Below are 26,807 nucleotides of genomic sequence, written 5' to 3'. Positions count from 1 at the left end.
TGGTATGAATGACTAATTAACCGTTTTAGACGGCAAATGTTCTGCCGACCCCATTTTGTTTGTGATGAGTGGAAACTATTGCGTAAGAAGGGTGAGGAGTACTTGTAAAATACCAATGAGAAAGCCCAGTACTCCACCAATGATTTCTACAAATCTGAATTCTTTTGCCATTACCTGGTAAAGGATTTCTTCCAGTTTATCGCCTGAAAAAGCTTTTACTTTCTCCGTTACAATATGTTCAAGGTCAAGTTGCTGTTTGAGCGTGTTGGTATAATCTTTCATCACTTTTGGAAAGAGTATCTCCAGCTCATCCATAAAAGTAACTTTCAGCTTTTCAATGGTTTTATCGCCAATGAACATGCTGATCATCGGCATGCTTTCGCTGAGTTTCACCCGCAGAAAATGATCGATATGCGTTTCAACCATTGGCAACACCTTCTTCAGGTTTTCAGGGTTGCTGATCTTTTCTTCGATATCAGAGAAAGAGAGAAGTTCCCGGCTTACTAATTTCCCCAGCTTTTCGGCAAATTGCTCCTGACGTTTTGGAAAAATACCTTGAATACGAATGCCCAACACGTTCACAGGATTGCGTGGATGAAAAAGCATTTTAATGGCTACCCAGTTGGTAACCCAGCCAATGAAAGCAGAAATAACGGGAATCAGGATAAGCCAGTAATTCATAAATTTGTAAGTGGCTGCAAAGAACGTTTATTTTTTGATTTCTCTGGAAGTGATTTGCTTGGAAAACTGATTTCCATTACTTTTGCTGTCCCAAAGACGGAGGTTGTAGCTCAGTTGGTTAGAGCATCAGATTGTGGTTCTGAGGGTCGGGGGTTCGAGACCCCTCAATCTCCCGCTTATCCCTGCACATTTTGTGTGGGGATTTTTTTATGATTGCGTTCTTCTTTAATAAAGAATGTGTGAAAAAACAAACCCTGCATTACTGCAGGGTCTTGGTTGATTTTTCAAATAAAGTTCCCGGTGTAAAACCGTATTCTTTTTTAAATGCTTTGGTAAAGTTTGAAACATCGCTGAAGCCAATGGTATAACCTGCTTCTTTAGGTGTAACCCCTTGCTTAATTAATTCTCTTGCTTTTTCTAATCGTTGCTTATTGTAGAATTCATATAAACGATAACCATACACCTGCTTAAAGCGTTGCTTAAGTTTGGTACTGCTCATTTGAGCAATACGTGCCAGTTTAACAATGGAGGGGAATTTTTCTGTTTCTTCATTTACAAGCAGCGCTTCAATATTGCGGAGTCGTGTAATGTCTTCATCCGGAATGATCTTTTTGTTTTTGATGACAAGTGATTCATTCAGATACGTACTGAAGAAATATTCAAGTAACAGGATGATCCTGCTTTTCAAAGCAAGTCGATCGGGTTCGCTGCTGAATTGCGTATCAAAAATGCGATTTAGTTTCTCTTGTATTTCCTGGTTGATGGGAAGCTTCTCGATCAATTCAAGTCCCTGGCTGGTTAATAACTCAACCTGTAGTTTGGTATTGGCATCGAAATGATCGGCTATCCATTGGGGTGACAGATAAATGCCCAGCCGCTTTAATTTTGAACCCGCACGATAATTTACTTCCAGTTCTGTATTTGTAGATGAAACAAAAATGTTACTGCGTTTTTTGTTGAGACTGTCAGTAAGTGAATCTTTCTTGTGCCGAAGACGGATATAATCGCTGATCTGAGTTTGGTTGAAGAAGATCAGTAAACCCATTTGATTGTTGCTGACACGGTGCAATGTGCAATCGCTGTTCAGTTCAACATTCATCATCACATAAGAGAATGTGCGGTCAATACTGTCAGCAAAGCAATAGCCGCTACCAATATTTTCGGTTAAGGTAAGCAGATTGTTTTTTGCTTTGATGCCGGTTCCCTGGCTCAGCTCCTGTATCCAGGTTTTAAAGTTTTTCTGTTTAAAACGAATATACATCCGCTGCTAAACTACAATAAACAAGTGTGATAATATGTAGAACGGAATATGATAATTTTTTTAATGTCATTGGTTAGTCATCAATTCAACCGTTGTTTTATCTCCTGCAGTTTTAACAGGGCTTCAACAGGAGTAAGGCGATTGATATCAATTCCATCGAGCATTGTTCTTATTTCATCAAATGTTTGCGAGTGTATATCAAAAATATTCAACTGCATTTTTTGTACCGGCAGTTGTTTCAACTGGTCTTTTATATCGCCGCTGCTGCGTTGATCTTCGAGTTGTTTTAGAATTTCATTGGCACGGTTAATCAAAGAAACCGGCATGCCTGCCATCTTCGCAACGTGAATACCAAAACTGTGCGTGCTTCCGCCGGGAGCCAGCTTGCGTAAGAAAATCACTTTGTTGCCAACTTCTTTATTTGTGATATGGTAGTTCTTGATGCGTGGAAATTTTTCTTCCAGTTCATTCAATTCATGATAGTGTGTAGCGAATAATGTCTTTGGTTGATGCGAAGATTGATGTAGGAATTCAGCAATACTCCAGGCAATAGAAATACCATCATAGGTAGATGTACCACGCCCAATTTCATCGAGCAGGATTAAGCTTCTTGATGAAAGATTGTTAATGATACTTGCTGTTTCATTCATCTCCACCATGAATGTACTTTCGCCACCACTTAAATTATCACTGGCACCAACACGTGTGAAAATTTTATCGGTTAAAGGAATGGTTGCTGAAGATGCCGGAACAAAACTTCCCATGTGCGCCATCAAAACAATCAATCCTGTTTGGCGAAGCAAAGCACTCTTACCACTCATGTTTGGACCGGTAAGAATGATGATCTGCTGTTGTTCCTTGTCAAGTACAAGATCGTTGGCAATATAGCTTTCGCCAACGGGCAGATGACGTTCAATTACAGGATGACGTGCATCTTTCAATGCAAGTGTTGCATCTTCCTGCATCTGAGGGCGAACATATTTGAACTGCAAAGCATTTTCTGCAAAGCAGCAAATACAATCAAGAATGGCCATTACCTGTCCATTGGTCTGAATTGGCCCGATGTATTCCTGCAGTTCAATTAATATTTTTTCAAACAACTCTGTTTCAATCTTCAGAATTTTCTCTTCTGCACCGGTGATCTTTTCTTCGTATTCTTTTAGTTCAGGTGTAATGTAACGTTCAGCATTTGCAAGTGTTTGTTTTCGTGTCCATTCCGGAGGAACCTTGCTTTTATGTGTGTTCGTTACTTCTAAATAATAACCAAACACATTGTTGAAAGCGATCTTCAATGAAGGAATGCCTGTTGCTTCACTCTCACGTTGCTGTATCTCTACTAAATATTCTTTACCATGATGAGCAATACGGCGAAGCTCATCCAGCTCACTGTAAATACCATCCCGAATCACATCGCCCTTGCTGATCATTACTGGCGGATTATCAACAACTTCTTTTAAAATTTTTTCAGCAATGTAATGGCAGGGATTAATGGTATCGCCCAGCCTTTTTAAATAATTATTGGAAGAAGTGGCACATTGCGCTTTGATCTTTTCTGCAAAACCTAAACCTTTTGCCAAATGAAGAATTTCCCGTGGGTTTATTTTCTTCAAAGGCAGTTTTGCAACCAATCGCTCCACATCACCACTTTGTTTAATGAGCGATTGGAGTTGCTTGCGAAGTTCTGTTTCAAGGATTAACGATTGCACAGCATCTAACCGTTCATTGATGCGTTCCATATCTTTCAATGGCAATACCATCCAGCGGCGCATCAATCTTGCTCCCATGGGGGAAACAGTATTGTCGAGCACTTTCAATAAGGAATTACCTCCATCGGCATTGCTGCCAAGTATTTCAAGATTGCGGATGGTGAAACGATCCATCCATAAATAATCAGCTTCATCCAAACGTTGAACGGAAGTGATATGATTGAGATTTGGATGTTCAGTATCTCTCAGGTAATGAAGCACAGCACCTGCAGCAATAGTACCCAGTTTTTGTTCTTCAATCCCAAATCCTTTTAACGAATGTGTTTGAAAGTGTTTCAGCAGAAGTTCTGTGGCATATGCTTCGCTGAAGATCCATTCTTCTAAATGATAAGTATAGAACTTAGGTCCGAAATTTTCTTTGAATTGTTTTTGTTTGTTGCGTTGAAAAACAACTTCAGCTGGTTTTAAACTTTGCAACAGCTTATCAGCATATTCTTTGTTTCCTTCAGCAATAAAAAATTCTCCTGTACTGATGTCTGTAAAAGCAAGACCGTATCGTTCATTCTCTTCATGAATGGCTGCAAGGAAATTATTGCTGTCGTGTTCCAGTAATTTATCATTGGTGGCAGTGCCGGGTGAGAGGAGTTCAGTAACACCACGTTTTACTATTCCTTTTGCCTGTTTAGGATCTTCCAGCTGGTCGCAGATCGCAACACGATGGCCAGCTTTTACCAATTTATGTAAATAAGTATCTAATGCATGGTGCGGGAATCCGGCCAGTTCGTTACTGTCAACAGAGCCATTGTTGCGTTTGGTTAATGTAATCCCGAGAACACGGGATGTGACAATCGCATCCTCTCCAAAGGTTTCATAAAAATCGCCTACCCGGAATAAAAGAATCGCATCAGGATATCTTGCCTTGATCGCCTTGTGTTGTTGCATCAACGGAGTATCTGCGCCTGCCTTTGCCATGGCGGCAAAAATAAGGAAGCAGATTGTTCAGCAACAGATTAATTGTTCAGACTTTTATCAGAGAAAAAGGATCTCGTAATCCATATCAGCAAACTGACTGAACATGGCACTAACCCCGCAGTATTTTTCTTTGGAAAGAGTAACCGCTTTCTTCACTTTTCCCTGATCGTCTTCTTTTACCTTAATGATATACGTGATCTTAACGTCAGTGTAGGTTTTGGGGGAGTCTTCGCTCAGGTCCGCTTCAATATCCATGCTGAAATCGCTAAACTCAACCCGCATCTTGTTGAGCATCCCCACCACATCTATACCGGTACAGCCGGCAAGGGAAGAGAGCATAAGTTTTTTCGGTCGGGGCCCCATATTAGTGCCACCGTCGTTTACAGGTGTATCTATGATAATTGTGTGCTCATCGAGTTGGCTGCTGAAGCGCATACCGCCTTCAAAACGGGTAATTACTTTATGATCTGCCATGAAATTCTGTTATTTAGCCTGCAAACCTATGCAAATATGCCCGAGTTTTGCACAAGTTGGCCTGAAGGCCAAATCCTTCAAAGAAAAAACAGATTTTATTTCAATTTTTTAGCCAAATTCTCCTACCTTTGCCGTCCAAAAAATTTGTATCATGGCTAGAGTTTGTCAGCTTACAGGAAAAGTGCCGGTTGGTGGAAACAAGGTGTCGCACTCAAATATTAAGACAAAGCGTCGTTTTTTGCCTAACCTGCAAACAAAGCGTTTCTTCCTGGCTGAAGAAGATAAGTGGGTTACACTTAAAGTTTCTACAGAAGCTATCCGTACCATCAATAAAAGAGGATTGTACAATGTAGTGAAGGAGTTAAGAGCAAGAGGAGAACATATTTAATAAGCATATTTAAATCGAGCTAAAATGGCAAAGAAAGGTAATCGTGTTCAGGTGATCCTGGAATGTACAGAGCACAAGACTTCAGGTCAGGCTGGTACAAGTCGTTATATCACCACCAAGAATAAAAAGAACACACCGGAGCGTCTGGAGTTGAAAAAATTCAACCCAATTTTGAAAAAAGTAACGACGCACAAAGAAATCAAATAATGTGTTTCGTGCACATTTGAATTACTCAAACTGACCCACCGGGTTAAAAATTAAGAAGTCATGGCAAAAGCAGCTTCAAAGAACGCAAAGATTAAAGACGCTAAAGCAGCGGCAGAATCTAAAAACTGGACAAAAGTAATCAGGGCCGTACGCAGTCCTAAATCTGGTGCATATACCTTTAAGGAGCAAATTGTGCACAAGGATAAGGTGAAAGATTACCTGGCTCAAAAATAACTTATACCTGATCAGTATATTACAAAGCTGTTCCAAGTTCTTAAACATGGAGCGGCTTTGTTGTTTTTATACTCTTCGTGGTTCATTGTAATATTGTAATGTAAAACATAAACGATGGGATTTTTTGGTAAGCTATTCGGAAAGAAAGAGAAAGAAAGCCTGGATCAGGGACTTGAAAAAACCAAGGAAGGATTTCTCGGTAAGATTGCAAGAGCAGTTGCAGGAAAAAGCACTGTTGATGCAGAAGTACTCGATAACCTGGAAGAAGCATTGGTAAGTGCTGATGTGGGTATCGAAACTACCGTTGAAATTATTGAACGCATTGAAGCACGTGTTGCAAAAGATAAATACATCAATACATCTGAGCTTAACTCCATTCTTCAACAGGAGATTGAAAATATTTTGGTTGATGCTCCTGCAGATACAACTTACTCCAACTTTGATCTGCCTGCAGGTAAAAGACCATTTGTATTGATGGTGGTTGGTGTGAATGGTGTTGGTAAAACAACAACCATTGGCAAACTCGCTCATCATTTTACACAGGCTGGTAAAAAAGTAATGCTTGGAGCAGCAGATACGTTTCGTGCAGCAGCGGTTGATCAGTTAACGATCTGGAGCGAACGTGCAGGTGTACCAATTGTAAAACGGGAGATGGGAAGTGACCCTGCTTCTGTTGCGTTTGATGCGGTAAGCAGTGCCGTTGCAAAAGATATTGATGTGTTGATCATCGATACGGCCGGTCGACTTCATACCAAAACTCATCTGATGGAGGAACTGAGCAAGATCAAACGGGTGATACAAAAAGTAATTCCTGATGCACCACATGATGTGTTATTGGTGCTTGATGGCTCAACCGGGCAGAACGCTATTGAGCAGGCAAAGCATTTTACTGCAGCTACTGATGTAACCGGTTTAGTGATCACAAAGCTTGATGGTACTGCTAAAGGTGGAGTTGTATTGGCAATTGCTCACCAGTTTAAGATACCTGTTAAGTTCATTGGTGTGGGGGAGAAAGTGGAAGATCTGTTGGTGTTCGATAAACACGAGTTTGCAGACAGCCTTTTCAATCTAAAAAAGTAAAACTACAAACAGTACTGAAAAATAAAAACCTCCTGTAAACAGGAGGTTTCTTTTTGGATTCGTTAGAATCTTATTTTTTCTTAGCAGCTTTCTTCTTCGGAGCAGCTTTCTTCTTCGGAGCAGCTTTTTTAGCAGCTTTCTTTTTAGGAGCGGCTTTTTTCGCAGCTTTTTTAGGAGCAGCTTTTTTAGCGGCTTTCTTTTTTGTTGCCATTTTTTTTAGAATTTAATAGTTAGTAAAAAAACTTAACAGAGTAAAAATAAAAAAATTTTCTATTTAAAAAAATTTTTTTAAGCACCTGCTTCAACCGGGGCAACAGAAACGAAAGTCTTATTGTTCTTACCTTTTTTAAATTCTACAACACCATCAGCTAATGCAAAGATGGTAAAGTCTTTACCAACACCAACGTTTTTACCTGGGTGATACACGGTTCCACGCTGACGAATAATGATGTTACCAGATGCTGCTGGTTGACCACCATAGATCTTCACACCAAGGCGTTTGCTTTGTGAATCACGACCATTCTTTACACTACCTTCACCCTTTTTATGTGCCATTTTATAAGAATTTGAAAATTTTAGAATTTTAAAATCTGAAGCTCAACTTCAAATTTTATGCAATACCAGTTACTTTGATGTGTGTATAAAGCGTACGGTGACCTTTCTTTTTACGGAAACCTTTACGACGTTTCATTTTAAAAGCGATCACTGTTTTGCCTTTTCTTTCAGCAACGATCTCTGCTTTCACTTTCACTTTTGCATCAGCACCAACACTGATCTTTCCATCTGTGTCAACATATAATACATCAGAAAACTCAACTTGATCGCCGGCGTTACCTTCAATGTGAGGAACGTACAGGCTCTGACCTTCTGAAACTTTAAATTGCTGACCGGCTATTTTAACTACTGCAAACATAACTTTCCAATATTAGGGCTGCAAAGGTAGGGATAAAATTGCTTTGAAAACAAGTTTCAACCTAAAAAATTTGCCCCTATTTTAACGGGATGCTTTGAGCTGGTAAAGCTACATTTGTGTGCTCAAACTGGGTTTCGGAATGAAAATTAAATCAGTGCTTGCCAAGCCATTTGCAGGCTATATCTATAAATCGATCCAAAAAAATAAGCTCACGGCCCTTGCCGATCAGGATCAGATCCTGAAGCAACTCCTCAAAACCGGTAAGGACACGGAGTATGGAAAAGAGCTGGGTTTGGCCAAAGTAAATGGCTACGATGAATATAAACAGGCTGTTCCAATCAGGGATTATGAGCAAATCCGCCCGTGGATCGATAAGATCATCGAAGGCAAACACAATGTTTTATGGAAGGGAATGCCGATGTATTTCGCCAAAACTTCCGGTACAACAAGCGGGGTGAAATATATCCCGATTACCAAAGAATCAGTTGGAAATCATTTCGGTACGGCAAGAAACGCCGCTCTTTGTTATGCCTCTGAAACCGGGAACACCCGTTTTTTTGATGGGAAACTTATTTTTTTGTCAGGTTCTCCGGAACTGGAAAGGGTAGGAAACATCCCGACCGGTAGATTAAGTGGCATTTCAAATCACCTCATCCCCAAATACCTCCGCACCAACCAACTGCCTTCTTACGAAACCAATTGTATTGAGGATTGGGAAACCAAGTTGGGCAAGATCGTTGATGAAACCATCAACCAGAATATGACCCTCATCAGTGGTATTCCACCATGGATGCAGATGTATTTTGATGAGCTTATCCGCCGAACTGGTAAAAAAGTAGGGGACATCTTCCCCAATTTTGATGTGATGATACAAGGCGGGGTGAATTTTGAGCCCTATAAAGCCAAGCTTTTCGAAAGTATTGGCCGGAAAGTAGATACCATCGAGGTGTTCCCGGCCAGTGAAGGTTTCTTCGCCTTCCAGGATTCGCAGGAAGCAGAAGGATTACTATTAAATACAAATGATGGCATTTTCTATGAGTTTGTGCCTGCTGCCGAAATTCATAACGAAAACCCGACCCGGTTATCGCTTCGTGATGTGAAAGTGGGCGAAAACTATGCCCTCATCATCAACAGCAACGCCGGACTTTGGTCTTATAATCTTGGTGATACGGTGAAGTTTGTTTCCACGAATCCTTACCGACTGGTTGTTACAGGCCGTATTAAACATTATATCTCTGCTTTTGGCGAACATGTGATTGGTGAAGAAGTGGAGCAAAGCTTAATGAAAGCAGCAACGGAGGAAAACATTCATATTACCGAGTTTACCGTGGCGCCAATGATCCAGCAAGGTGAAGGAAAGAGTTACCACGAATGGTTTATTGAGTTTGAACATCAACCGCAAAACCTTGAGCAGTTTGCTGCAAGGCTCAACAATAATCTCCGTGATAAGAATATTTATTATGATGATCTGATTGTTGGAAATATTTTACAACCTTTAAAGATCACACCCGTTAAAAAGAATGGATTTATCGATTACATGAAAAGTATCGGTAAATTGGGCGGACAAAATAAAGTGCCACGTCTCAGTAACGATCGCAAGATCGCTGATGAGCTAATGAAGTGGGTAGAAAACTAAAACGAACGAAGCCGGATAATTATGTAACTGTTTTTCCAATAGGTTTGCAGCTACCATTCCACTCCCAGATTATGCAGGAACAACAAAAGAAACGCATCGCAATATTTGGTTCAACCGGTTCCATTGGAACGCAGGCGCTTGATGTAATTGAAGCAAATCCCGAACTATTTGAGGTAGAAATTCTCACCGCACATACCAACGATGAACTGTTGGTAAAGCAAGCGTTGCAGTTTAATCCCAACGCAGTTGTAATTGTTGACGAAAAGAAATACGAGAAAGTAAAACAGGCATTGGCTTCAACTGATGTAAAAGTGTTTACCGGTGAGCAATCACTGGAAGAAGCTGCCGCTTTTGATACCTATGATATGATGCTTGCGGCTATTGTTGGTTTTGCAGGATTAAAACCTACACTAAGGGCCATCGAAAATAAAAAAGCAATTGCATTAGCCAACAAAGAGACTTTGGTAGTGGCAGGTGATATCGTTATGCAGAAAGCGGTTGAAAACCGTGTGCCCATCATACCGGTTGATAGCGAACACTCCGCTATTTTTCAATGTTTGGTTGGTGAACATCGTAATAAAATCGATAAAATTATTCTCACTGCAAGTGGTGGACCGTTCCGTGGAAGGAAACCAAACTTCCTGCTCAATGTAAAACGTGATCATGCATTGCAACATCCCAACTGGAGCATGGGTGCCAAGATCACCATCGATTCAGCAACCTTAATGAACAAAGGTTTGGAAATGATCGAAGCAAAATGGTTGTTCAATCTTGCACCGGAGCAGATTCAGGTTGTCATCCACCCACAAAGTATTATTCATAGCATGGTGCAGTTTGAAGACGGAAGTATTAAGGCACAAATGGGCTTGCCAGATATGAAGTTGCCTATTCAATATGCCATGTCGTTTCCACAGCGTCTTGCTAATAATTTTCCACGTTACGATTTTAAAAAGATCAATACACTTTCGTTTGAAGAACCCGATCTTAAAACATTCCGTAACCTGGCGTTGGCCATCGATGCGTTGCAAAAAGGCGGCAATCTACCGTGTATCATGAATGCAGCAAATGAAATTGCGGTATGGGCTTTCCTGAAAAACAGGGTAGGGTTCTTAGACATGACAGATATCATTGAAAAAACAATGAATCATGTCCCGTTTATTGCCAAGCCAACGCTTGATGAATATTTCGAAAGTGATGCTGAAGCCCGCAACTATACAGCCTCACTTATTCAACTCTAACATTCACAAAAAATTCTGAGTAACCTTCCTTTTTTCAGCGATATTTGCTGGTTCCATATCAAAAAAGTGAAAAACAAGGACTAATTTATTAACTATGTTGTTAGCAATTAACTGGGCCGAATTCGGGATAAAAGCAGCACAATTATTACTGTCTCTTTCTATCCTTATTGTGTTTCATGAATTCGGTCATTACATTACTGCCCGTTGGTTCAAATGCCGTGTTGAAAAATTCTATCTCTTCTTCGATCCATGGTTCTCTTTGTTCAAAAAGAAAGTAGGTGAAACCGAATACGGTATCGGCTGGTTGCCATTAGGCGGCTATGTAAAAATTTCAGGAATGATCGACGAAAGCATGGATAAAGAAGCCATGAAACTTCCTGCGCAGGATTGGGAATTCAGAAGCAAACCGGCCTGGCAACGTTTGATCATTATGATTGGCGGTGTAACGGTGAATGTGTTGCTTGCTTTTATCATTTACGCCATGATCTTATTTGTGTGGGGCGAAGACAGAATACCAATGAACAGTATGAGAGATGGTATCTGGACACAGGATAAGTTGATGAGTGAAATTGGTTTGCGTAATGGTGATAAAATTCTGCAGGTAAATGGTCAGCCAATTGACTATCTCGAAAATCTTAATCTGAAAGTACTTACGGGGTCAGGCGGAACAATATTAGTTGAGAGAAATGGTAAGCCGCAGGAAGTAAATATTCCTGTTCGTCTTGTAGGTAAACTGGTTGAAAGTAAAAGAAGAAGAGGATTATTAGCTTACCGCATACCATCTGTTGTGGGTGCATACGATCCAAAGGATACTGCATTTGGCAAACAGGCGGGATTACAGGAGTATGATAAAATTGTTGCAGTAGATGGGAAGCCGGTTTCTTTTTATGATGAAATGCCTCCACTCTTTCAACAAAAGAAAAATGCAACAGCACAAATGACTGTTTTACGTAAGAACGACACCTTGCAGCTTACAACAAAAGTTGATAAAGAAGGAAGAGCAGGGATTCCTTATTTAACACATCAGCAATATGCTGATATGGGCGTTATTAAAATAGAACATCTCAGCTATGGTTTCTTTGAATCATTTCCTGCCGGTGTAAGCAAAACATTCCGCAAGCTTGGCGATTATATTGATCAGTTCAAACTTATTCTTAATCCTGATACTGAAGCGTACAAAGGTATCGGTGGATTTAAATCAATGGGCTCGATCTTTCCTGCTGTTTGGGATTGGGAAAGTTTCTGGAGCATTACTGCTTTGTTCAGCATCATTCTTGCCTTTATGAACCTGTTGCCAATACCTGCATTAGATGGCGGTCACGTGTTGTTTACGTTGATTGAAATGATCACCGGACGTAAACCCAATGAGAAGTTTTTAGAATATGCACAGATCGTTGGAATGGTGATCCTTTTCGGATTGCTCATCTATGCAAACGGTAATGATCTGTTTGGCTGGAATAAATAAGTTACAACTCTATACCAATTTTCTTCATTAAGATAGAGGCGTTCATGCTTTGGCAGACGCCTCTTTTTAATTTGTAGTCGAAGTATAATTCATCTTTATTTACCTGCACATCGAAATGATAGTTATGAATGCCTGCGGGAAATTCATGTGCAAGATTTGCTAGTTCAAGATCATGTGTTGCTAAAATACCCGTTGCTTTGTGATGAAGTAATTGTTTGATCAATGCTTTTGAACCTGTATGTCGATCGTTAGAATTGGTACCACGCAAAATTTCATCCAGTAAAATAAAAACAGGTTCGTTGTTATTCACGGCATCAATGATCTGCTTCAGTTTTTTCAGCTCAGCATAAAATGTAGAAGTGCTTTCTTCAAGGTTATCTTTAATACGCATGCTGCTCATTACTTTCAACGGTGTAACAGTTAATTGCTTTGCACAAACAGGTGCACCCATTGCAGCCAATACCATATTTACTCCTACACTTCGCAGGAAAGTACTTTTGCCGGCCATATTTGAACCGGTGATAAGATTAATCTGTTCTTTCCCTGTGGTTGTGAAATCATTCAATACATTCTTTTGTTCAGCAATTAACGGATGACCTAATTGTTCGGCAATAAAAGTTGGTTCATCTGTTTTTAATTGCGGAAAAGTCCAATGCGGATGATTGAATGCTAGTGTGGCAATACTGTTCAATGCCTCCAGCTCAGCCAGTGCAGCAAACCAATGATTGATCTGTTGGTTATTCTTTTGTTTCCATTTCTCCAATTGAAGTACTTGCTGCAGATCCCATAGCAGAAAAATATTCAAAGGAATAAATACAACAGGATTTAACCGATAATCAAAACGGTTGAAAATATTCTTCAGTTGCATTATTTGTTGTGAAGCTTTGTTTGAACCTGAATGAAATTGATGTTTCAGTTCAACCAATAATGGATCTTTAAATTCTGCCTGTTCAATACAGGCAATGCTGTTTGAAAGTACTTCCATTTGCCCGGTAATCTTATTCAACTTGCGGTAAAGTGGAACGATCATGCGTGTAATGGCAAAGGCGCTGATTGTAAACACAAGCAGTGATTGAAGAAAAAGTTGGTAAGAGATTATATCAAACAAAAAACAGATCAATGTGCCTGTTGCAATGACCGGCAGCATATAAGCTACTATCTGCCATATTTTTTTATCGATGAACTGATTGTCTTCTTTCAACCATTCTTCCATTTTCTTTTCTGTTGCAATGGCAATGGTAGAAGAGGAGCCATGCGCCTGCAATTCCTGCCGCCAATTTGATTGTTGCTTTAATTCCTGCGCAGCTTTTTGTCTTGCCTGTAATACTTCAGGAGTTGCAGGAGCAAGTAACCAATCAGCAAGCAGTTGATTGCCTTGCTGTGAATGAGTCCGGTTAATATATTGATAAAGAGAAGCCCGGCCGAAGATATCAAGATCACCGGCGTAAGGATGTTCATCTTTATAGAATTCACTGCCGTCTTTTTGATGGGTGTACTGATGTTGCAGGTAAAGCAATTCCTGTTCGTTAATAGCCATCAAACGTTCATGATGGCTGATGGCTTCTTTATTTACGAGGTCTTTTCTTACCGCAAATAAGAACGCAGCAAGACCAAGTAAAAAGACGACTGCTGATACAAGAATACCGTAAGAAGAAAATAGCCAGATAACTAATGCTGTTGCTGCTAAAATGCCAAATCTTATCCAGCCAAGGAGCTGTTTACTTTTCAGTAAATTATTGAGTTTGATATTTAGATCACTTATCCGGTGCTTGTAAAATGAATCCGGTTGAATCGTTTCTGCCATGCTGTAAAACTAAGAAAGAATGCAGGATAGTTTTTCTTTTGCAGTTAAGAGCACCTGGCATTTAATCCGATGGGCCACCCAATACGACAGCGGGTGACCACCCGTACTAAAGTACAAGAGTGCGACGCCAATGCAGTTGAAGAATTTACAAAAGCCGGTAACAAAAAATACTAATTGCACCAGCAACAGAAATAAATGTATTTTTGCTGTCCGAATATACTTTGTACTTCCAACTTTGTACTTTGTATTTCAACATGGGGCTGCCTGGTTTTGACAGCATAGATCTTTGAAGGTGTAAGCATGCAGTGCGTTGGATAATTAGCACTTTAATCTGAATATTCAAAAACTCAAATGGCAATACACAGTATGCCATGGCCGCTTAATCAGTGATTAAGTAGTCATTAGGGCCGCCGAACAGGTTGATCTGTTACCAGGTTCCGCCGCCGACTCAAACACAAAACAGGTTGCTGTAACAGAAGGCTGTGACTGTTGCAAAAGACTATTCAGCTAAGTACTGCGTTGGTATGTTCATGTCCTGCGCAGTGCCGACAAACAATCATGAAATAAGCATGTAGAAAGCTTTCGGCGAATATGTTTGGACAGCGGTTCGAATCCGCTCAGCTCCACACCCACACCTAAAAGGATAACCCAATTTTTTGAAGGGTTGTCCTTTTTTTATTGAGCGTTAACCCTTTCTTGTATTCTCAATCAGGAGATGGGCTTCATTAAGTTGAGTGGTTCGACAATTATTTTATCAAAAAAATCAGGGAGTATTGAACCATCAATTTTCTAAGCAACTGTTGGAATATCAATCTCCTGAAATATCATCTTTTCATCCCTGTCGCTCATTTGACAAACCTTTCATTTAATATCGACACTTACTCCATTCTGTAACGCAACCGACAGCTTCTTCGCATACATGGGCATTTCTTTGTACTTCAAAAACTGAAATATGCGAATAGTTAAACAGCCTGCAACCGTTGATCAGGCAATCAAAGAGAAACGTGTTGAAGAACGATTGATCAGCATTGTATTTACGTTGACGATGCTGTTGATCGGCTTGTTTGTTAGTGTTAGCAGTCATGCACAAAAACAAAGCGGAAAATATTTTAATAACGTAGATGCAGGCGGCGTGATCCTCGATGGTTATGACGCCGTGGCATTTTTTACAGACAACAAACCGGTAAAAGGAAATGCCGCCTTTAAGTTCAGTTACCAGGATGCAGTTTATTATTTCGCATCACAGGAGCATCTTGATCTTTTTAAAGTAAATCCTGAAATGTATAGGCCACAATTTGGCGGATGGTGTGCTTATGCCGTTTCATTAGGCCGTATTGCACCAATTGATGTGAATACATTCTCGATTGTAAATGGCCGATTATTTATTCAGCACAACCAGCGTGCGGTAAATGGTTGGAACAAAGATGTGCCTATGAATATTATCCTCGCTGATAAATACTGGCCAAATGTAGCTGCTCATCACGGCAAACAAATTACAACAGACGAAGAAAAACAGTATTACAATAATACAGACAAGGACGGAGTGATCATGGATGGATATGATCCTGTTGCTTACTTCACAGATAAAAAAGCGATGAAGGGTTCATCTGAGTTTTCAGCCCGTTACAATGGAGCTACTTTCTATTTCACATCACAGCAACATGCAGATATGTTTAAAGAGCATCCGGATATGTTTGCTCCTTTATATGGTTCGTTCTGCGGTTATGCAATGGCGTTTGCACGAAGAAGACCTGTTAATCCTGAGTACTGGAATATTGTGGATGGTCATTTGATTTTGCAACATTCAAAAGGAGCATGGGAGCTGTTCAATAAAGATATTCCAAAGTTCAAGGCAGAGGCTGATGTAAAATGGCCGCCAATTAAAGAACAAAACGCAGGAAAGAAAGTAAAATTCGATAAACCTGTTTAACCATATCATCAAAAAAATCAATATGCAAAAGATCATTTTACTCGTGTTAGCCGTATTTACAATAACACTTGCCAATACACAAGTAACACAACACAATATTTCATTAGAATCAGCAAAGCTGATCGTTTCAGAAGCGGTGAAGTTTGCGAAATCGGTTAATGCGCCGGGCGGTGCAATAGCCATCGTTGATAATGGCGGCAATCTCGTGTATCTCGAACGGCTGGATGGAACCTTTGCAGCTGCAAGCGAAGTGGCAACAAAAAAAGCAAATACTTCTGCATTATTCAAAGCGCCTTCTTCAAGACTTGAAAATTCAATCAATGGAGGAAGAGGAGCATTGATCACTGTTGGGCATACATTTCTGCAAGGTGGTATTCCCATTCTTTTTGAAGGGCAGGTGATAGGTGCTATTGGCGTGAGCGGAAGTGCAAGTGCTCAGCAGGATGAAGATATTGCCAACGCAGGTGCAAAAATTAAGCTTAGCAAATAAGAATTGTATCATGAGCAAGATCTATCAAATCATCAAAATACAAGTCATCCTGTTTTTATTACTACTTATTGGCATTGCTGTGTTTTCACAGGAAACAAGACAGCTTGCTGTTGATAAACCTTTTGCCGTTGCTGACCTTAAAACAACTGACGGCGCTGCTTTGCTCAATGCAAAATGGTTTGAGCAACCGGCGCATATTGTCGGCACTGCCTTTAAACAACCTGGGCCCGGTATAAATGGCGATCACTTGAAATTATACCCAACCGGTGCCGTAATTCAAACAAATCAACTACATCCACAAATAGGTGCAGTTGATTTTGAAAATGGATTTAAATCTATTGCCGCAAGTGAATTAGAAAGCAGAAGAGGTACAGGTTTATTCTCTTTTGTTTGGTATAAAGTTGAACTAACAATTCCCACAAGTATCGGCACAACATCAACGAAAGACATGACAGCGGTTTTCGAAATTACAGTTGATGATTACAGTGAAATATGGGTGAACGGGAAACAACAGCAAAGTTTTGGTCAATCAGGTAATGGAGTGATAGCAGGTTACAACACACGTAACCGTGTAGTGTTAACCAATCATGCTACAGAAGGAGACAAGTTTGTGATCTACATTCTTGGTATTAATGGAGCAATAGGGAAACTTCCTGACAATTATATCTGGGTGCGTAATGCAGTTGTGGATTTTTATAAAAATGGATTGCCTGTTAAAAAAGAGTGGGCTGACATCGGGAAAATTTATACCATCAATCCCCATCTGAACAAGATCATTGCAGAAGGAACAAAAGTTGAAAAAGTAGCAGATGGCTTTTCATTCACTGAAGGGCCGGTATGGCATCCCGATGGTTTTTTGTTATTCAGTGATCCTAACACCAATACAATTTACCGTTACGATCCTTCAACGCATAATGTAACGGTGTACATGAGTCATAGTGGTTATAGTGGTTCTGATATTGGGGAATATGGTCAGCCTGGCAGCAATGGTTTGGCAATCGATAAAGAAGGGCGATTGATTGTTGCACAACATGGTCACCGTCGTATTGTTCGTCATGAGAAAAAAGGTCCTGTTACTATTCTTGCAGATAAGATTGGAGAAAAGCGTTTTAACAGCCCGAATGATGTTGTGTTGAAAAGTGATGGCACTGTTTATTTTACTGATCCACCTTATGGGTTACCATCATTTTATACGGATAAGCGCAAAGAAACAGAGTGGCAAGGAATTTATATGATCAGGAATGGGAAAGTGCAACTGGTATCGAAAGACCTTGGGGGACCGAATGGTCTTGCCTTCTCACCTGATGAAAAATATTTCTATGCAACCAACTGGGATATCCGTGACATTCATAATACAAAAACTATTTGGCGATATGAAGTACAACCTGATGGTACATTAAAGAATGGGAAAGTATTCTTCGATTTCAATTTTACAGAAGATGAAGAGGCGCTGGATGGATTAAAGATCGATAAAGAAGGAAATCTTTTTGTATCAGCACCGGGGGGATTATGGGTACTGTCATCTGAAGCAAAAATTCTGGGCAAGGTAGTTACTCCAGAACGGCCTGCTAACATGGCCTGGGGTGATGACGGAAAAACATTGTATATGACAGCACACAGTAGTATCTACAAATTGCGGGTAAACACCGGTGGCAAGTTGAGTTGGGAGTAAACAAATGGTATAAATTGTGCCGGGTAATATTGCCCGGCTCATTTATTATTAAAACGATCAATCATGAAATGCCCATCAGCAAAGCACGGCAACCAAAAATGATCTTGGGCATTCTATGTGACAAAATTGTCAACCGCCGCAGGCGGTGAACTAAAAAATAAACACATGAAAACAGCAATTGTTACCGGGGCTACAGGAAATCTTGGTCAGGCCGTTGTAAAAAAATTCATTGAAGAAGGTTATTATGTGGTGGGCACTGTTATTCCAAACGATCCTGTGCAATTAGATTTTCCTGCTCATCAATACGAAGCTGTCACCGTTGATCTTTTAGATGAAGGTGCGGCCTCGGCTTTTGTATCATCAGTTATTGAGAAGCATGCAGCAATTGATGCAGCTGTATTAACAGTGGGTGGATTTGCGATGGGTTCTATTGCTGAGACGGCATCAGCAGATATTCTAAAACAATACAAACTAAATTTTGAAACAGTTTATCATGTTGCCCGTCCTGTGTTTGTACAAATGATGAAACAAAAATCAGGACGACTGTTTATGATTGGCTCAAAGCCTGGCTTATCTGCAGCAAACAGCAAAGGCATGACAGCTTATGGTCTTGCAAAATCATTGGTTATTCGTTTGGCTGAAATAATGAATGTTGAAGCGAAAGGAACAAATGTTGTGGCAAGCCTGGTTGTGCCCGGCACGATCGATACCCCACAAAACCGAAAATCAATGCCCGATGCAGATGTGAGCAAGTGGGTGAAGCCGGAAGATATTGCCAATGTTATTTACTATCATAGCAGCGATGAAGGCGCCATACTCCGTGAAACAGTGATAAAAGTTTATGGTAACGGTTGAGTAAACTGTTCGAGAGATCTTGTTCCCAAATGTATTTCATATGACAGTTTTAATCCAGCGGATCATAAAACTTCGTTTATAATTCTACTAGTTATGCTGCAAGGGAAAAATATACTTATTACTGCGGGGCCAACAAAGGAAGCAATTGACCCGGTACGATATATCAGCAATCACTCTTCAGGCAAAATGGGATATGCAATAGCTGATGTTTGTTTGCAGAACGGTGCAAATGTTACACTTGTATCGGGCCCGGTATGCATTTCGCTTTTGCATGAACATTTAAAGTTGGTGCAGGTACAATCGGCAAATGAAATGTACCTGGCTTGTTGCCGCTATTTTGAAGAAGCTGATATTGTTGTGTTTGCTGCTGCAGTTGCTGATTACCGTCCGGCTGTTATAGCAAATCAGAAGATCAAAAAAAATGATGAAGATTTTTTTATCCGCATGGTAAAGAACATTGATATTGCTTATGAGTTTGGGCAGATAAAACAACCACATCAACTTTCAGTTGGCTTTGCGCTGGAAACAAATAATGAACTGCAGCATGCTATCGGTAAACTGGAGAAAAAGAATTTTGATATGGTTGTTCTCAATTCGATGAATGATGCGCAGGCAGGGTTTGGTTTTGATACCAATAAGATCAGTATCATTCGTAATGATCAAACAAGAGTTGAGTTTGATCTCAAGCCGAAGAGTGAAGTGGCGATTGATATTGTAAACGAAGCTGCCAGCCTACACCAAGCCAAAGAGAATTTTGTAAAATCACTAATATAATGAAGGAAGTTTATTCGGGCTTGCAATAGATCAATTCATCATTTTCTTTGAACCAACTCAATCCTCCGGTTCTTTGCAATCCTTTCTTTGTATCAACATATAAAACGATCCAGTCATCATGTTGCACGGCTCTCGCAGTAAGTCTTACTGGATCAGCCACATAATCTTTTACAAAATTATTGAGCCGGTTGCCTTCTTCATCCAGCAGAAGGTAATACAACGGTCCTTCGTTTTGTTGACGCACATAAAAAACGGGGCTTATTCCGCCGGCAATACAACGGATTGCACAATCACGATGTGGCTTCCCTCTGCCGGGTTTCATTACACCAAAATAACATTTGGGATCAAGTACTTCACCAATCAACTCTACAGTGCCAAGTTCTTTTGTTAACGGTTGATGATATGCCGTTGTTGCCGAAATACTCAGAAGTGGCTTATCGTGTTCATCAATTTGCAACAACGATTTTCCATCATGGTAAATCAATGTTCCGTTGAGTTTGATTTGTTTTTGATCAAAGCTGAAACCTTTCTCTTCTTCAAGCGAATGAATAATACCTTCAGCTCCATGTTTTCCATATCCAACCAGTGGCATTGTGATAAAATTGTTTCCGTTATTATGGTGACTGTATACTTTGATGGAAGGCAAAGGGAACTGCTGATAGATACCAGTTACTTCTGTTAGCTGTCCATATTCAAAAACAGCATTCGAGAATTTTTTCTGTTGCAATGACAGTAATGAAGCAAGTGCAATAACCAATACTGCAACAGCTACTATGGCTACGGCAACCTGTTTCGCATATCCTTTTGGTGCCGCAGGCATCCAGCCTATATAAAATTCATTATTATTCATGTTCATTTACTTTCTGTTTATAACGATGCTCCTTTACGTTCAGTTCCTTCGGCATAAGCAGTTGGATTCAACCATACTTTGTTATTATTTACAAGCACATCATAAGTGCTTACTTTTTCTTTAAAAGGTGGTGGCGATTGGCCATTCTGTGGCAGGTACTGGTAACCATGCCAGGGACAGGTAATACAACCATCAACAATCTTTCCCTCACCTAATGGGCCGCCTTGGTGCTTACATACATTGTGAATTGCGTATAATTTATTTTCATGCCTGTACACTGCGATACGTTCCTGGTCAATACAAAATATTTTTGCACGACTATCTTCAATTTCATCTGCTTCGCATACATACACAAAGCCATCCTCTTTCAGTTTAAATTTCATCTTATCGATCTTTCTTTCTTTTTGCCCGGCAAGCAGGTGAAGAATGATCAGTGAAGCCGAACCGGTAAACAGGATGAGTACGAATGCCGGATTTTTTTCATATTGAATTACGCCCAGCATTACATGCATTACCACCAGTATGTAAGCTGCATACACAAACATGTGTAGTGTTTTCCAAACAATGGGTGAAAGATTATGCAACCAGAAATCATGACTGGTAATGGCCATTAAAAAGAAAATGATCAATGCAATAAAGCCCAGTGTCTGGAACGGGAATGCCGGAACTGATCCGTAGTTTGTATTCGATAGAAATAAAGAAAGGAAAGGATTGGTATTACTCAACGAATGAAACTGGATGATACTGAAAATGCCATGAACTGCTGCAAAGGAAAACATCGTAACGCCAAGATGTCTTCTGTTGTAAAGCAGCGGCATGAACTTTTTATTCAATCTTGTTAAAGGTCCAATGGAAAGAATGATGTGCAATAGCAAAACCGCAAGGGTAGAAGTGCTCCTGATCAGTATCGTTTCGAAAGTTGCTTCGCTGTTAAACAGTAGTGTAAGTGAAATGAATAGAGCAAGGTAAGTGATGCAAAAAGCAGCGATCCATCCATCATAAATTTTCTTTTGCCGGTTCCAGCCGACAGCACTATAAGCAGTACTCATAAATGAAAGTTGAGTGTGTCGATGATCTGTTGATGTATGAAATCATACAACTGAAAACGATAGGTGTTATTCGAAGAACTATCTGGCTGAATAGTGAAACGATAGATCCCTCTTGTTTCAATCCGGCCGATCAATTGTTTGCTATTCCCTTCATTTAATTGATAAATAACAGCCGTTGGAACTTTTAATGGCGCTTCATTTCTCCATTCTAATTGCATTTCACCTGCACTATTTTTTCTTAATTGAACCGTGTATGCAGGGTGTTCAATTTTTTTGATGCTTATTGGAAATGCTTCAGGCAGATCCATGGTAATTGCTTTTACCGGTTCTAACTGTGGAATGAATAGCCAGGAAATAAGCATCATCACCGGTAGAGAAAGTCCGATCAATACCCAACTGATGCGATGGCGCTTCCTAAGTTGCTTATTCATATGCCTGTTCTTTTAATGCTTTTCTCCACTTGCGGAGCAATACCGGCCAAAACACAATTACACCCGGGCTGATGATGATATAAAAACCAATACTGCTTCCTTTAACAGTTTCATCAATATGCCGGATGCCTTTGATATAAAAGAACGGAACAAACAATACCCCGATCAACAGGTATATGAGCGCTATAATAAGTATGACAGATATGATCATAAAGATCCTTTATGCAAAGAGAGAACATTCAATGGCTTTTTGCTGTCGTTCAATTGACGCAGAAGGAAAGAAAAGCAGTTTATACATTAAGCACGCTGTTCCACCCATTAAAACCATCGGGTTCACGTACAGGATTCTCCACATCTTCCACCCACATCTTATCATCAATTAAAAATTTATACGTGTAAGTGCCTTGTGGTGGTATGGGTATTTCAATTTTCCATGACCCGTTGGCACATGGCTCCATCAGCAAAACGTCCTGCGCCCAGTAATTAAAACTACCTGCAAGTGAGATCTGGTGGGCGCAACTATTCTGAATATGAAATTCGATCATTCTTTTTGGCCTGTTAATAAATGGCGACGCATGTTTTTTCATTACAACCTCCCGGTTTAGAATTTTAAGCAATGCTCTTCGGGGACGGATGTACCCATATCCCTGCTTTACAACGGGAACGTCAGGCAGGCGTTTAGCAGTACTGAATAGGAGTCGGCGGATATTCAAAGGGTCAAGTTCCGGTTTGGCCTGCAGTAACTGTGCAATTACTCCGCTGACCAGCGGTGCTGCAAAGGAAGTGCCGTCAACATGCATGTAGTGCTTAGAAAAAAACTTTGTTTGCATTAACCGTTTTGCCAGCAACTGCCTGCAATAAGTTACACTCATTTTCTCATTTCCATTTTCAGGAAACAAAATATTTTTTTGCACATCGGGCCAAAACTGCATTAACTCTTTATCAGAAAGTTGAAGTGCATAGTGTAAGGTAGCCGCCTCCTCTGCTTCATAGGTTCGTGGTAAGATAGGTGCAGCTATCCAGATGGCATTTGCAACCAACTCGGGTTTATATAAACCATCGACTGTGGTGCCGAAAGAAGAGTGATAGCTGAATGGAACAGCAGTCAGGTCGTTCGCATCATCTACACCGCCAATACTGATAACGTTTGGTGCATTTGCAGGTGGTTTGATCATGACCTGTGTGTCGTTGCCTGCTGCAGCAACAATGTTGATGCCTACCTTAATGAGTTGTTCTGCAAGCTGATCAATTCCCGATTCATGATAACTTATATTCTCATCAGCACCCACGCTCAGGTTTACAATTTTGATATTATGGATCAAGTGATTTTCGACCACCCATTGCAATGCTTTGCAAATACTGTCTGTTGTGATCTGGTTATTATCATCCTGCACTTTGATCAATACAAGCTCAGCATCGGGTGCAATGCCTTTGTATAAACCATTGCTGCAATAACCATCGCCTGCACATACCACACTTGTCATCGTGCCATGCCATGCTGATGGATGAGGAGTATTGAAAAAATCTTCCGTCCGGTCAGGATGTGTGATGTCGATGATCTTTTTAATTCGGTTACTTGTTTTAATCAGATCGTCATGCAGATAAAATCCACTATCAATAAAACAGATAGTAACGCCCTTGCCTGTGAAACGTACATCGGTATCGATACGTAGGGCTGATGGAAGAATAATAAAATCATCAGGACTTTTTACAGGAAAGAATGGGCCTATCTCTGGCAGCATCCGTTGCTGCATCAACAATTCAGTATGATAATAATCCAAGCAACGGCTACATATGCCATCATTTTTCGTCCATTCAGGAAATTGTTCTTTGATCTTATCGATAACCAATCGCTCGCTTTCAAGATGAAACCGATAAATAAGTTTGTGCACTTCATCGCCACAAAGCGGACATGTAACAGCAGTTGTTTCGTTCATGGCAACTATTGATTGAATTATTTTTCGTTTACATATTCCGTGATCTGCACTGCATGCCCATCCGGATCTTTTACGATGAATGATTTTGTATGCACTCCGTTTTGTTGCTGATGTATTAGTTTGCTTGAAACAAATTTGTACTTCGCCGCTTTTAATTGTTTGTATAATTTTTCTGCATCACTTGTGATCATATTTGTTTGCCAAAACCAGAGATCATCAGCTCTTGTATGAGGCGGGTATAAACGTCTGGGTCCTGGCTTCAGGTATTCGAGAAATTCAACTCCAGGTCCTGCAGGAGATCTGTAGCCGGTAATGTGTAATGATGCACCTTGCACATTGTTGAGATGCTCCTGCTCAATGCCTTTATTAAAGCTTTCGCCTTTCCGTTCAATGCCTAATAATGTTGAGTAGAAACGATGACTGTTGTTTGTATTGCTCACGCCAATAGCAGTGTGATCAATGCCAAGAAATAGTTTTCCGTTTTGGTCTTGCCATTTTGCCTGTCCTTTTCCTTTCGGAAAAAAGATCAGTTCAAGATTATGTCCATCAGGATCATGAAAATAAAATGCTTTGATTCCTTCAGCTTCCGGAATTGATTTGGGCAAGGTTTGTGGCGAAGTGGATACATGCTCTACGTTATGCTTACGTAGCTGCTGATAGGCCAGTTCCATATCGCTCACCACAATCGCAATGTGTTGGAATGAAAGATCATTACTTTTCTGATCTTCAGGAATACTACGGCCGCCTGTTGTGAGATAGTCTGTCAATTCAATAAATTCATCGCCCAGTTTTAAACGAACAACCCTGATGTTGATACCGAACAGTGCTTTTAATTGTTCAACCGACGTGCCTTGCACTTGTTCATCACTTACTTTTTCAAAACCTAATACATCGGTATAGAAGGGGAGAGAACGGTTCATATCTTTTACTGTAATGCCAATTGCATCTACTTTTGTTACTTGCGCTGCCAATACATAATTGAGCAACACCGCTAATACAAAGAGCAGGAAATATTTAAAAGGCTGTTTCATAAATAAATTGAAATGAAGTTTAATTGGTGGCGATGCTTGTTTTTTTGAAATGAAGGAACAACTCTGTTGCACTCAACATTCCTGCAAACGGTGCAATAACATAGATAGGAAAAGCTGTCCATGCATTTGCAGGTAATGCACTTGCAAATGAACGTGCAGGGTTCATACCAAAACCCGAAATAGGGCCGGCAATAATTACCCAACAGCAAACAAAAATTGCTGCAAATATTCTCGTGTATTTTTTGAAATAGGCATGATGCGATGTAAACAATACCATGCTCATGGTTATAAATGCAATGATGAATTCTGTAATAGCTGCAGGCACAACACCTGCCTCGCCGGGAACAGTAACTACTGAGTTTACTGGTGCGTCAATAAGCCAACTGCCAATGAGTTGTTGCATTATATAAACAGCTAATGTTCCTCCTGTTATTTGGAACAGCATAAAGAACAAAGCATCGTATTTGCACATTTGCCCGATACGTAAAAAACTAAGTGTAACCGCAGGGTTGATCTGTGCACCACTTGCTGCAGTAAACGGCCAATAGAAAATGAATAATGCGGTTACTCCCATCAATACACCCATCATCACTAAACGTAAAAAGCTGTTTTGCAACAATTGATGCACTGGTGATGCAGGTGATTCAAGTAAAGCGCCAAAGAAACAGGCAGACATCATGAATATTGCAAGACCCAATGCTTCCTGCAAATAATGCTTATAATTTTTTTGAAAGGAAGCTTTGAGTTGTGTAGTGCCGTTTTGGCCTGTAACGATGCGTATAGGCATTACTCTCATACTGCAAAGTGAAACAAGTTCTACGGGTTTTACTGTCGGATGATTGACGAATCAACGATAATCCCTCCATTCAAATTCGTAGCCGATGCCAACAAGAAGATAGTGTTCAGTTTTACGATTCGTAGCCAGAAAATATTCCAAGTGTGGTCTTACTCTTTTTGTGTTCAGCAAAATTCCGGCACCCACATTAAAATAGAAACGACCAGTGCGAACAAGTTCAGTATTTTGTTCGTTTTGTTCCTTTTCAAATGTGTAGCTGATGCCTGTTAGAGGATAGATTGTCCAGAATTTCCCAATGCTGTTATTGAAATGAATATTCCAGTCATAATCCCATGCAGAAATACGATAGCTGCCATTATGTTTGCTTTTTAGGGTAGGAAAGAAACGGTTTATTTCAAGCCCTGTTGAGAGTTTGTTGTTCAGAAAATAAAACGCACTGAGATTAATACCGTTCTGTTTTGTTGTGTGATTACGGATTGCTGCTACATCAACACCGATCTTTCTTTGACCTGTAAGTAACGAACTACAGATCGTAAAAAGTGACAGAAAGAATGTGTGCTTAAGAAGTTTCATTGCCTATTTCTTTTAATTCTTTCGATAGAAAATAATTCAATGCTGTACGAAGAATAGCGATTGCTGTCAGTTGGCCAATATCATTCCAGCTTGGTGCAACTGCAGTAGCTAACACATCTGCCCCGAGCAATAATTCCAATGCAATTGCCACGGCGCTTCCGAACTGAATACGCACATGCTCTGCAGTGGTTTTTCTTTTAGACGGTATGAAATAAATGACGAGCGTTTTTATAACCGCCCATCCAATGATGACTGCTGATAGTATCTCTACCGAATGACTGATGTTTACTGTTATAATTTTTGCTGTTTCTTCCATGTCAAATAGTATAAGAATGCATCCCGAAGAATCGGGACGCTGTT

General features: G+C 40.2%; 29 protein-coding genes, 1 tRNA gene and 1 other RNA gene. 14 read left to right on the top strand and 17 right to left on the bottom strand.

Going from position 1 to position 26,807, the window contains the following annotated elements:
• Nucleotides 1-75: 75 nt before the first annotated feature.
• Entirely contained in the window at nt 76-681 is a 606-nt protein-coding gene (locus tag H4075_RS15690; protein WP_182801775.1) for a DUF445 domain-containing protein, read from the bottom strand.
• 99 nt (nt 682-780) lie between these two features.
• On the opposite strand from H4075_RS15690, the gene H4075_RS15685 reads away from it, so the two are divergent.
• Nucleotides 781-854: transfer RNA gene (locus H4075_RS15685), tRNA-His, on the top strand.
• 86 nt (nt 855-940) lie between these two features.
• On the opposite strand, the gene H4075_RS15680 is transcribed toward H4075_RS15685, so the two are convergent.
• The 3 genes from H4075_RS15680 to H4075_RS15670 all read right to left on the bottom strand — a co-directional run bounded on the left by H4075_RS15680 (nt 941) and on the right by H4075_RS15670 (nt 5,094).
• On the bottom strand, nt 941-1,942 hold the full coding sequence (locus tag H4075_RS15680; protein ID WP_182801774.1) for a helix-turn-helix domain-containing protein: 1,002 nt from the start codon (nt 1,940-1,942) through the stop codon (nt 941-943).
• An 80-nt stretch (nt 1,943-2,022) separates the two neighbouring features.
• On the bottom strand, nt 2,023-4,620 hold the full coding sequence (mutS, locus tag H4075_RS15675; RefSeq protein ID WP_182801773.1) for a DNA mismatch repair protein MutS: 2,598 nt from the start codon (nt 4,618-4,620) through the stop codon (nt 2,023-2,025).
• Between the two features lie 57 nt (nt 4,621-4,677).
• Nucleotides 4,678-5,094, bottom strand: a complete 417-nt coding sequence (locus H4075_RS15670; RefSeq protein WP_182801772.1) for an OsmC family protein — start codon at nt 5,092-5,094, stop codon at nt 4,678-4,680.
• Between the two features lie 151 nt (nt 5,095-5,245).
• On the opposite strand from H4075_RS15670, the gene rpmB reads away from it, so the two are divergent.
• From rpmB to ftsY, 4 genes are all read left to right on the top strand, one after another.
• Nucleotides 5,246-5,482 carry a 50S ribosomal protein L28 gene (gene rpmB / locus H4075_RS15665; protein ID WP_182801771.1) on the top strand — a complete coding sequence of 79 codons (237 nt, stop codon included), beginning with the start codon at nt 5,246-5,248 and terminating at the stop codon, nt 5,480-5,482.
• 24 nt (nt 5,483-5,506) lie between these two features.
• A complete protein-coding gene (rpmG, locus tag H4075_RS15660; RefSeq protein ID WP_182801770.1) occupies nt 5,507-5,689 on the top strand; it encodes a 50S ribosomal protein L33 in 183 nt (60 codons plus the stop codon).
• Between the two features lie 60 nt (nt 5,690-5,749).
• Nucleotides 5,750-5,923, top strand: a complete 174-nt coding sequence (locus H4075_RS15655) for a DUF4295 domain-containing protein (RefSeq protein ID WP_129132649.1) — start codon at nt 5,750-5,752, stop codon at nt 5,921-5,923.
• 114 nt (nt 5,924-6,037) lie between these two features.
• Complete coding sequence (ftsY, locus tag H4075_RS15650; protein ID WP_182801769.1) at nt 6,038-7,003, top strand: signal recognition particle-docking protein FtsY; 966 nt, start codon at nt 6,038-6,040, stop codon at nt 7,001-7,003.
• Nucleotides 7,004-7,073: 70 nt separating this feature from the next.
• On the opposite strand, the gene H4075_RS15645 is transcribed toward ftsY, so the two are convergent.
• The 3 genes from H4075_RS15645 to rplU all read right to left on the bottom strand — a co-directional run bounded on the left by H4075_RS15645 (nt 7,074) and on the right by rplU (nt 7,916).
• Nucleotides 7,074-7,214 (bottom strand): hypothetical protein, encoded by a 141-nt coding sequence (locus H4075_RS15645; RefSeq protein ID WP_182801768.1) that lies wholly within the window; start codon nt 7,212-7,214, stop codon nt 7,074-7,076.
• A 77-nt stretch (nt 7,215-7,291) separates the two neighbouring features.
• Nucleotides 7,292-7,558 carry a 50S ribosomal protein L27 gene (gene rpmA, locus H4075_RS15640; RefSeq protein ID WP_182801767.1) on the bottom strand — a complete coding sequence of 89 codons (267 nt, stop codon included), beginning with the start codon at nt 7,556-7,558 and terminating at the stop codon, nt 7,292-7,294.
• 55 nt (nt 7,559-7,613) lie between these two features.
• Nucleotides 7,614-7,916, bottom strand: coding sequence for a 50S ribosomal protein L21 (rplU, locus tag H4075_RS15635; protein WP_182801766.1), 303 nt, complete (start codon nt 7,914-7,916; stop codon nt 7,614-7,616).
• A gap of 139 nt (nt 7,917-8,055) precedes the next feature.
• Between rplU and H4075_RS15630 the strand changes: the two genes are divergently transcribed.
• The 3 genes from H4075_RS15630 (at nt 8,056) to rseP (ending at nt 12,255) form a co-directional block, all read left to right on the top strand.
• Nucleotides 8,056-9,552, top strand: a complete 1,497-nt coding sequence (locus H4075_RS15630) for a GH3 family domain-containing protein (RefSeq protein WP_182801765.1) — start codon at nt 8,056-8,058, stop codon at nt 9,550-9,552.
• 71 nt (nt 9,553-9,623) lie between these two features.
• Nucleotides 9,624-10,790 carry a 1-deoxy-D-xylulose-5-phosphate reductoisomerase gene (locus tag H4075_RS15625; protein WP_182801764.1) on the top strand — a complete coding sequence of 389 codons (1,167 nt, stop codon included), beginning with the start codon at nt 9,624-9,626 and terminating at the stop codon, nt 10,788-10,790.
• A 94-nt stretch (nt 10,791-10,884) separates the two neighbouring features.
• On the top strand, nt 10,885-12,255 hold the full coding sequence (rseP, locus tag H4075_RS15620) for an RIP metalloprotease RseP (RefSeq protein ID WP_182801763.1): 1,371 nt from the start codon (nt 10,885-10,887) through the stop codon (nt 12,253-12,255).
• 1 nt (nt 12,256) lies between these two features.
• Here the strand turns inward: rseP and H4075_RS15615 are convergent, their stop codons facing one another.
• Nucleotides 12,257-14,059 (bottom strand): MutS-related protein, encoded by a 1,803-nt coding sequence (locus H4075_RS15615; RefSeq protein ID WP_182801762.1) that lies wholly within the window; start codon nt 14,057-14,059, stop codon nt 12,257-12,259.
• 256 nt (nt 14,060-14,315) lie between these two features.
• Here H4075_RS15615 and ssrA point away from each other — a divergent pair.
• From ssrA to H4075_RS15585, 6 genes are all read left to right on the top strand, one after another.
• Nucleotides 14,316-14,688, top strand: a transfer-messenger RNA (tmRNA) gene (ssrA, locus tag H4075_RS15610).
• A gap of 323 nt (nt 14,689-15,011) precedes the next feature.
• Entirely contained in the window at nt 15,012-15,989 is a 978-nt protein-coding gene (locus H4075_RS15605; RefSeq protein ID WP_182801761.1) for a YHS domain-containing (seleno)protein, read from the top strand.
• Nucleotides 15,990-16,011: 22 nt separating this feature from the next.
• A complete protein-coding gene (locus H4075_RS15600) occupies nt 16,012-16,479 on the top strand; it encodes a GlcG/HbpS family heme-binding protein (protein WP_182801760.1) in 468 nt (155 codons plus the stop codon).
• Between the two features lie 10 nt (nt 16,480-16,489).
• Nucleotides 16,490-18,151 (top strand): SMP-30/gluconolactonase/LRE family protein, encoded by a 1,662-nt coding sequence (locus H4075_RS15595; RefSeq protein WP_182801759.1) that lies wholly within the window; start codon nt 16,490-16,492, stop codon nt 18,149-18,151.
• Nucleotides 18,152-18,316: 165 nt separating this feature from the next.
• On the top strand, nt 18,317-19,006 hold the full coding sequence (locus H4075_RS15590) for an SDR family NAD(P)-dependent oxidoreductase (RefSeq protein ID WP_182801758.1): 690 nt from the start codon (nt 18,317-18,319) through the stop codon (nt 19,004-19,006).
• Between the two features lie 93 nt (nt 19,007-19,099).
• Entirely contained in the window at nt 19,100-19,780 is a 681-nt protein-coding gene (locus H4075_RS15585) for a phosphopantothenoylcysteine decarboxylase domain-containing protein (RefSeq protein WP_182801757.1), read from the top strand.
• A 10-nt stretch (nt 19,781-19,790) separates the two neighbouring features.
• On the opposite strand, the gene H4075_RS15580 is transcribed toward H4075_RS15585, so the two are convergent.
• The 9 genes from H4075_RS15580 to H4075_RS15540 all read right to left on the bottom strand — a co-directional run bounded on the left by H4075_RS15580 (nt 19,791) and on the right by H4075_RS15540 (nt 26,763).
• Nucleotides 19,791-20,636 (bottom strand): hypothetical protein, encoded by an 846-nt coding sequence (locus H4075_RS15580; RefSeq protein ID WP_182801756.1) that lies wholly within the window; start codon nt 20,634-20,636, stop codon nt 19,791-19,793.
• An 11-nt stretch (nt 20,637-20,647) separates the two neighbouring features.
• Nucleotides 20,648-21,679 carry a Rieske 2Fe-2S domain-containing protein gene (locus tag H4075_RS15575; protein ID WP_182801755.1) on the bottom strand — a complete coding sequence of 344 codons (1,032 nt, stop codon included), beginning with the start codon at nt 21,677-21,679 and terminating at the stop codon, nt 20,648-20,650.
• Nucleotides 21,676-22,110: a hypothetical protein gene (locus H4075_RS15570; RefSeq protein WP_182801754.1), complete on the bottom strand. Its 435-nt coding sequence runs from the start codon at nt 22,108-22,110 to the stop codon at nt 21,676-21,678. The genes H4075_RS15575 and H4075_RS15570 overlap by 4 nt, the downstream gene beginning before the upstream one ends.
• Nucleotides 22,103-22,321, bottom strand: coding sequence for a hypothetical protein (locus tag H4075_RS15565; RefSeq protein WP_182801753.1), 219 nt, complete (start codon nt 22,319-22,321; stop codon nt 22,103-22,105). The genes H4075_RS15570 and H4075_RS15565 overlap by 8 nt, the downstream gene beginning before the upstream one ends.
• Before the next feature lie 79 nt (nt 22,322-22,400).
• Nucleotides 22,401-24,047, bottom strand: coding sequence for a S8 family serine peptidase (locus H4075_RS15560; RefSeq protein WP_182801752.1), 1,647 nt, complete (start codon nt 24,045-24,047; stop codon nt 22,401-22,403).
• Between the two features lie 17 nt (nt 24,048-24,064).
• On the bottom strand, nt 24,065-25,078 hold the full coding sequence (locus H4075_RS15555) for a VOC family protein (RefSeq protein ID WP_182801751.1): 1,014 nt from the start codon (nt 25,076-25,078) through the stop codon (nt 24,065-24,067).
• Nucleotides 25,079-25,097: 19 nt separating this feature from the next.
• Nucleotides 25,098-25,874, bottom strand: a complete 777-nt coding sequence (locus H4075_RS15550; protein ID WP_182801750.1) for an aquaporin — start codon at nt 25,872-25,874, stop codon at nt 25,098-25,100.
• 51 nt (nt 25,875-25,925) lie between these two features.
• Complete coding sequence (locus H4075_RS15545; RefSeq protein WP_182801749.1) at nt 25,926-26,447, bottom strand: hypothetical protein; 522 nt, start codon at nt 26,445-26,447, stop codon at nt 25,926-25,928.
• The gene (locus tag H4075_RS15540) at nt 26,434-26,763 is read right to left on the bottom strand and encodes a DUF1622 domain-containing protein (protein ID WP_182801748.1); all 330 of its coding nucleotides are present in this window, start codon (nt 26,761-26,763) and stop codon (nt 26,434-26,436) included. The genes H4075_RS15545 and H4075_RS15540 overlap by 14 nt, the downstream gene beginning before the upstream one ends.
• Nucleotides 26,764-26,807: the final 44 nt, after the last annotated feature.

The organism is Lacibacter sediminis (assembly GCF_014168535.1).
In the GTDB taxonomy this organism is placed as follows: Bacteria; Bacteroidota; Bacteroidia; order Chitinophagales; family Chitinophagaceae; genus Lacibacter; species Lacibacter sediminis.
The sequence above is the reverse complement of the archived record's forward strand: the minus strand, read 5'-3'. Positions and strand labels throughout refer to the sequence as shown.

What these genes read in the sequence shown, in the direction of transcription:
- H4075_RS15580 (WP_182801756.1), bottom strand. Translation starts at nt 20,636, where the DNA reads ATGAACATGAATAATAATGAATTTTATATAGGCTGGATGCCTGCGGCA.
- H4075_RS15595 (WP_182801759.1), top strand. Translation starts at nt 16,490, where the DNA reads ATGAGCAAGATCTATCAAATCATCAAAATACAAGTCATCCTGTTTTTA.
- H4075_RS15545 (WP_182801749.1), bottom strand. Translation starts at nt 26,447, where the DNA reads ATGAAACTTCTTAAGCACACATTCTTTCTGTCACTTTTTACGATCTGT.
- mutS (WP_182801773.1), bottom strand. Translation starts at nt 4,620, where the DNA reads ATGGCAAAGGCAGGCGCAGATACTCCGTTGATGCAACAACACAAGGCG.
- H4075_RS15550 (WP_182801750.1), bottom strand. Translation starts at nt 25,874, where the DNA reads ATGAGAGTAATGCCTATACGCATCGTTACAGGCCAAAACGGCACTACA.
- ftsY (WP_182801769.1), top strand. Translation starts at nt 6,038, where the DNA reads ATGGGATTTTTTGGTAAGCTATTCGGAAAGAAAGAGAAAGAAAGCCTG.
- H4075_RS15670 (WP_182801772.1), bottom strand. Translation starts at nt 5,094, where the DNA reads ATGGCAGATCATAAAGTAATTACCCGTTTTGAAGGCGGTATGCGCTTC.
- H4075_RS15555 (WP_182801751.1), bottom strand. Translation starts at nt 25,078, where the DNA reads ATGAAACAGCCTTTTAAATATTTCCTGCTCTTTGTATTAGCGGTGTTG.
- H4075_RS15615 (WP_182801762.1), bottom strand. Translation starts at nt 14,059, where the DNA reads ATGGCAGAAACGATTCAACCGGATTCATTTTACAAGCACCGGATAAGT.
- rplU (WP_182801766.1), bottom strand. Translation starts at nt 7,916, where the DNA reads ATGTTTGCAGTAGTTAAAATAGCCGGTCAGCAATTTAAAGTTTCAGAA.
- H4075_RS15605 (WP_182801761.1), top strand. Translation starts at nt 15,012, where the DNA reads ATGCGAATAGTTAAACAGCCTGCAACCGTTGATCAGGCAATCAAAGAG.
- H4075_RS15680 (WP_182801774.1), bottom strand. Translation starts at nt 1,942, where the DNA reads ATGTATATTCGTTTTAAACAGAAAAACTTTAAAACCTGGATACAGGAG.
- H4075_RS15570 (WP_182801754.1), bottom strand. Translation starts at nt 22,110, where the DNA reads ATGAATAAGCAACTTAGGAAGCGCCATCGCATCAGTTGGGTATTGATC.
- H4075_RS15690 (WP_182801775.1), bottom strand. Translation starts at nt 681, where the DNA reads ATGAATTACTGGCTTATCCTGATTCCCGTTATTTCTGCTTTCATTGGC.
- rpmG (WP_182801770.1), top strand. Translation starts at nt 5,507, where the DNA reads ATGGCAAAGAAAGGTAATCGTGTTCAGGTGATCCTGGAATGTACAGAG.
- H4075_RS15565 (WP_182801753.1), bottom strand. Translation starts at nt 22,321, where the DNA reads ATGATCATATCTGTCATACTTATTATAGCGCTCATATACCTGTTGATC.
- H4075_RS15575 (WP_182801755.1), bottom strand. Translation starts at nt 21,679, where the DNA reads ATGAGTACTGCTTATAGTGCTGTCGGCTGGAACCGGCAAAAGAAAATT.
- H4075_RS15560 (WP_182801752.1), bottom strand. Translation starts at nt 24,047, where the DNA reads ATGAACGAAACAACTGCTGTTACATGTCCGCTTTGTGGCGATGAAGTG.
- H4075_RS15540 (WP_182801748.1), bottom strand. Translation starts at nt 26,763, where the DNA reads ATGGAAGAAACAGCAAAAATTATAACAGTAAACATCAGTCATTCGGTA.
- H4075_RS15630 (WP_182801765.1), top strand. Translation starts at nt 8,056, where the DNA reads ATGAAAATTAAATCAGTGCTTGCCAAGCCATTTGCAGGCTATATCTAT.
- H4075_RS15645 (WP_182801768.1), bottom strand. Translation starts at nt 7,214, where the DNA reads ATGGCAACAAAAAAGAAAGCCGCTAAAAAAGCTGCTCCTAAAAAAGCT.
- rseP (WP_182801763.1), top strand. Translation starts at nt 10,885, where the DNA reads ATGTTGTTAGCAATTAACTGGGCCGAATTCGGGATAAAAGCAGCACAA.
- rpmA (WP_182801767.1), bottom strand. Translation starts at nt 7,558, where the DNA reads ATGGCACATAAAAAGGGTGAAGGTAGTGTAAAGAATGGTCGTGATTCA.
- H4075_RS15625 (WP_182801764.1), top strand. Translation starts at nt 9,624, where the DNA reads ATGCAGGAACAACAAAAGAAACGCATCGCAATATTTGGTTCAACCGGT.
- H4075_RS15585 (WP_182801757.1), top strand. Translation starts at nt 19,100, where the DNA reads ATGCTGCAAGGGAAAAATATACTTATTACTGCGGGGCCAACAAAGGAA.
- H4075_RS15600 (WP_182801760.1), top strand. Translation starts at nt 16,012, where the DNA reads ATGCAAAAGATCATTTTACTCGTGTTAGCCGTATTTACAATAACACTT.
- H4075_RS15590 (WP_182801758.1), top strand. Translation starts at nt 18,317, where the DNA reads ATGAAAACAGCAATTGTTACCGGGGCTACAGGAAATCTTGGTCAGGCC.
- rpmB (WP_182801771.1), top strand. Translation starts at nt 5,246, where the DNA reads ATGGCTAGAGTTTGTCAGCTTACAGGAAAAGTGCCGGTTGGTGGAAAC.
- H4075_RS15655 (WP_129132649.1), top strand. Translation starts at nt 5,750, where the DNA reads ATGGCAAAAGCAGCTTCAAAGAACGCAAAGATTAAAGACGCTAAAGCA.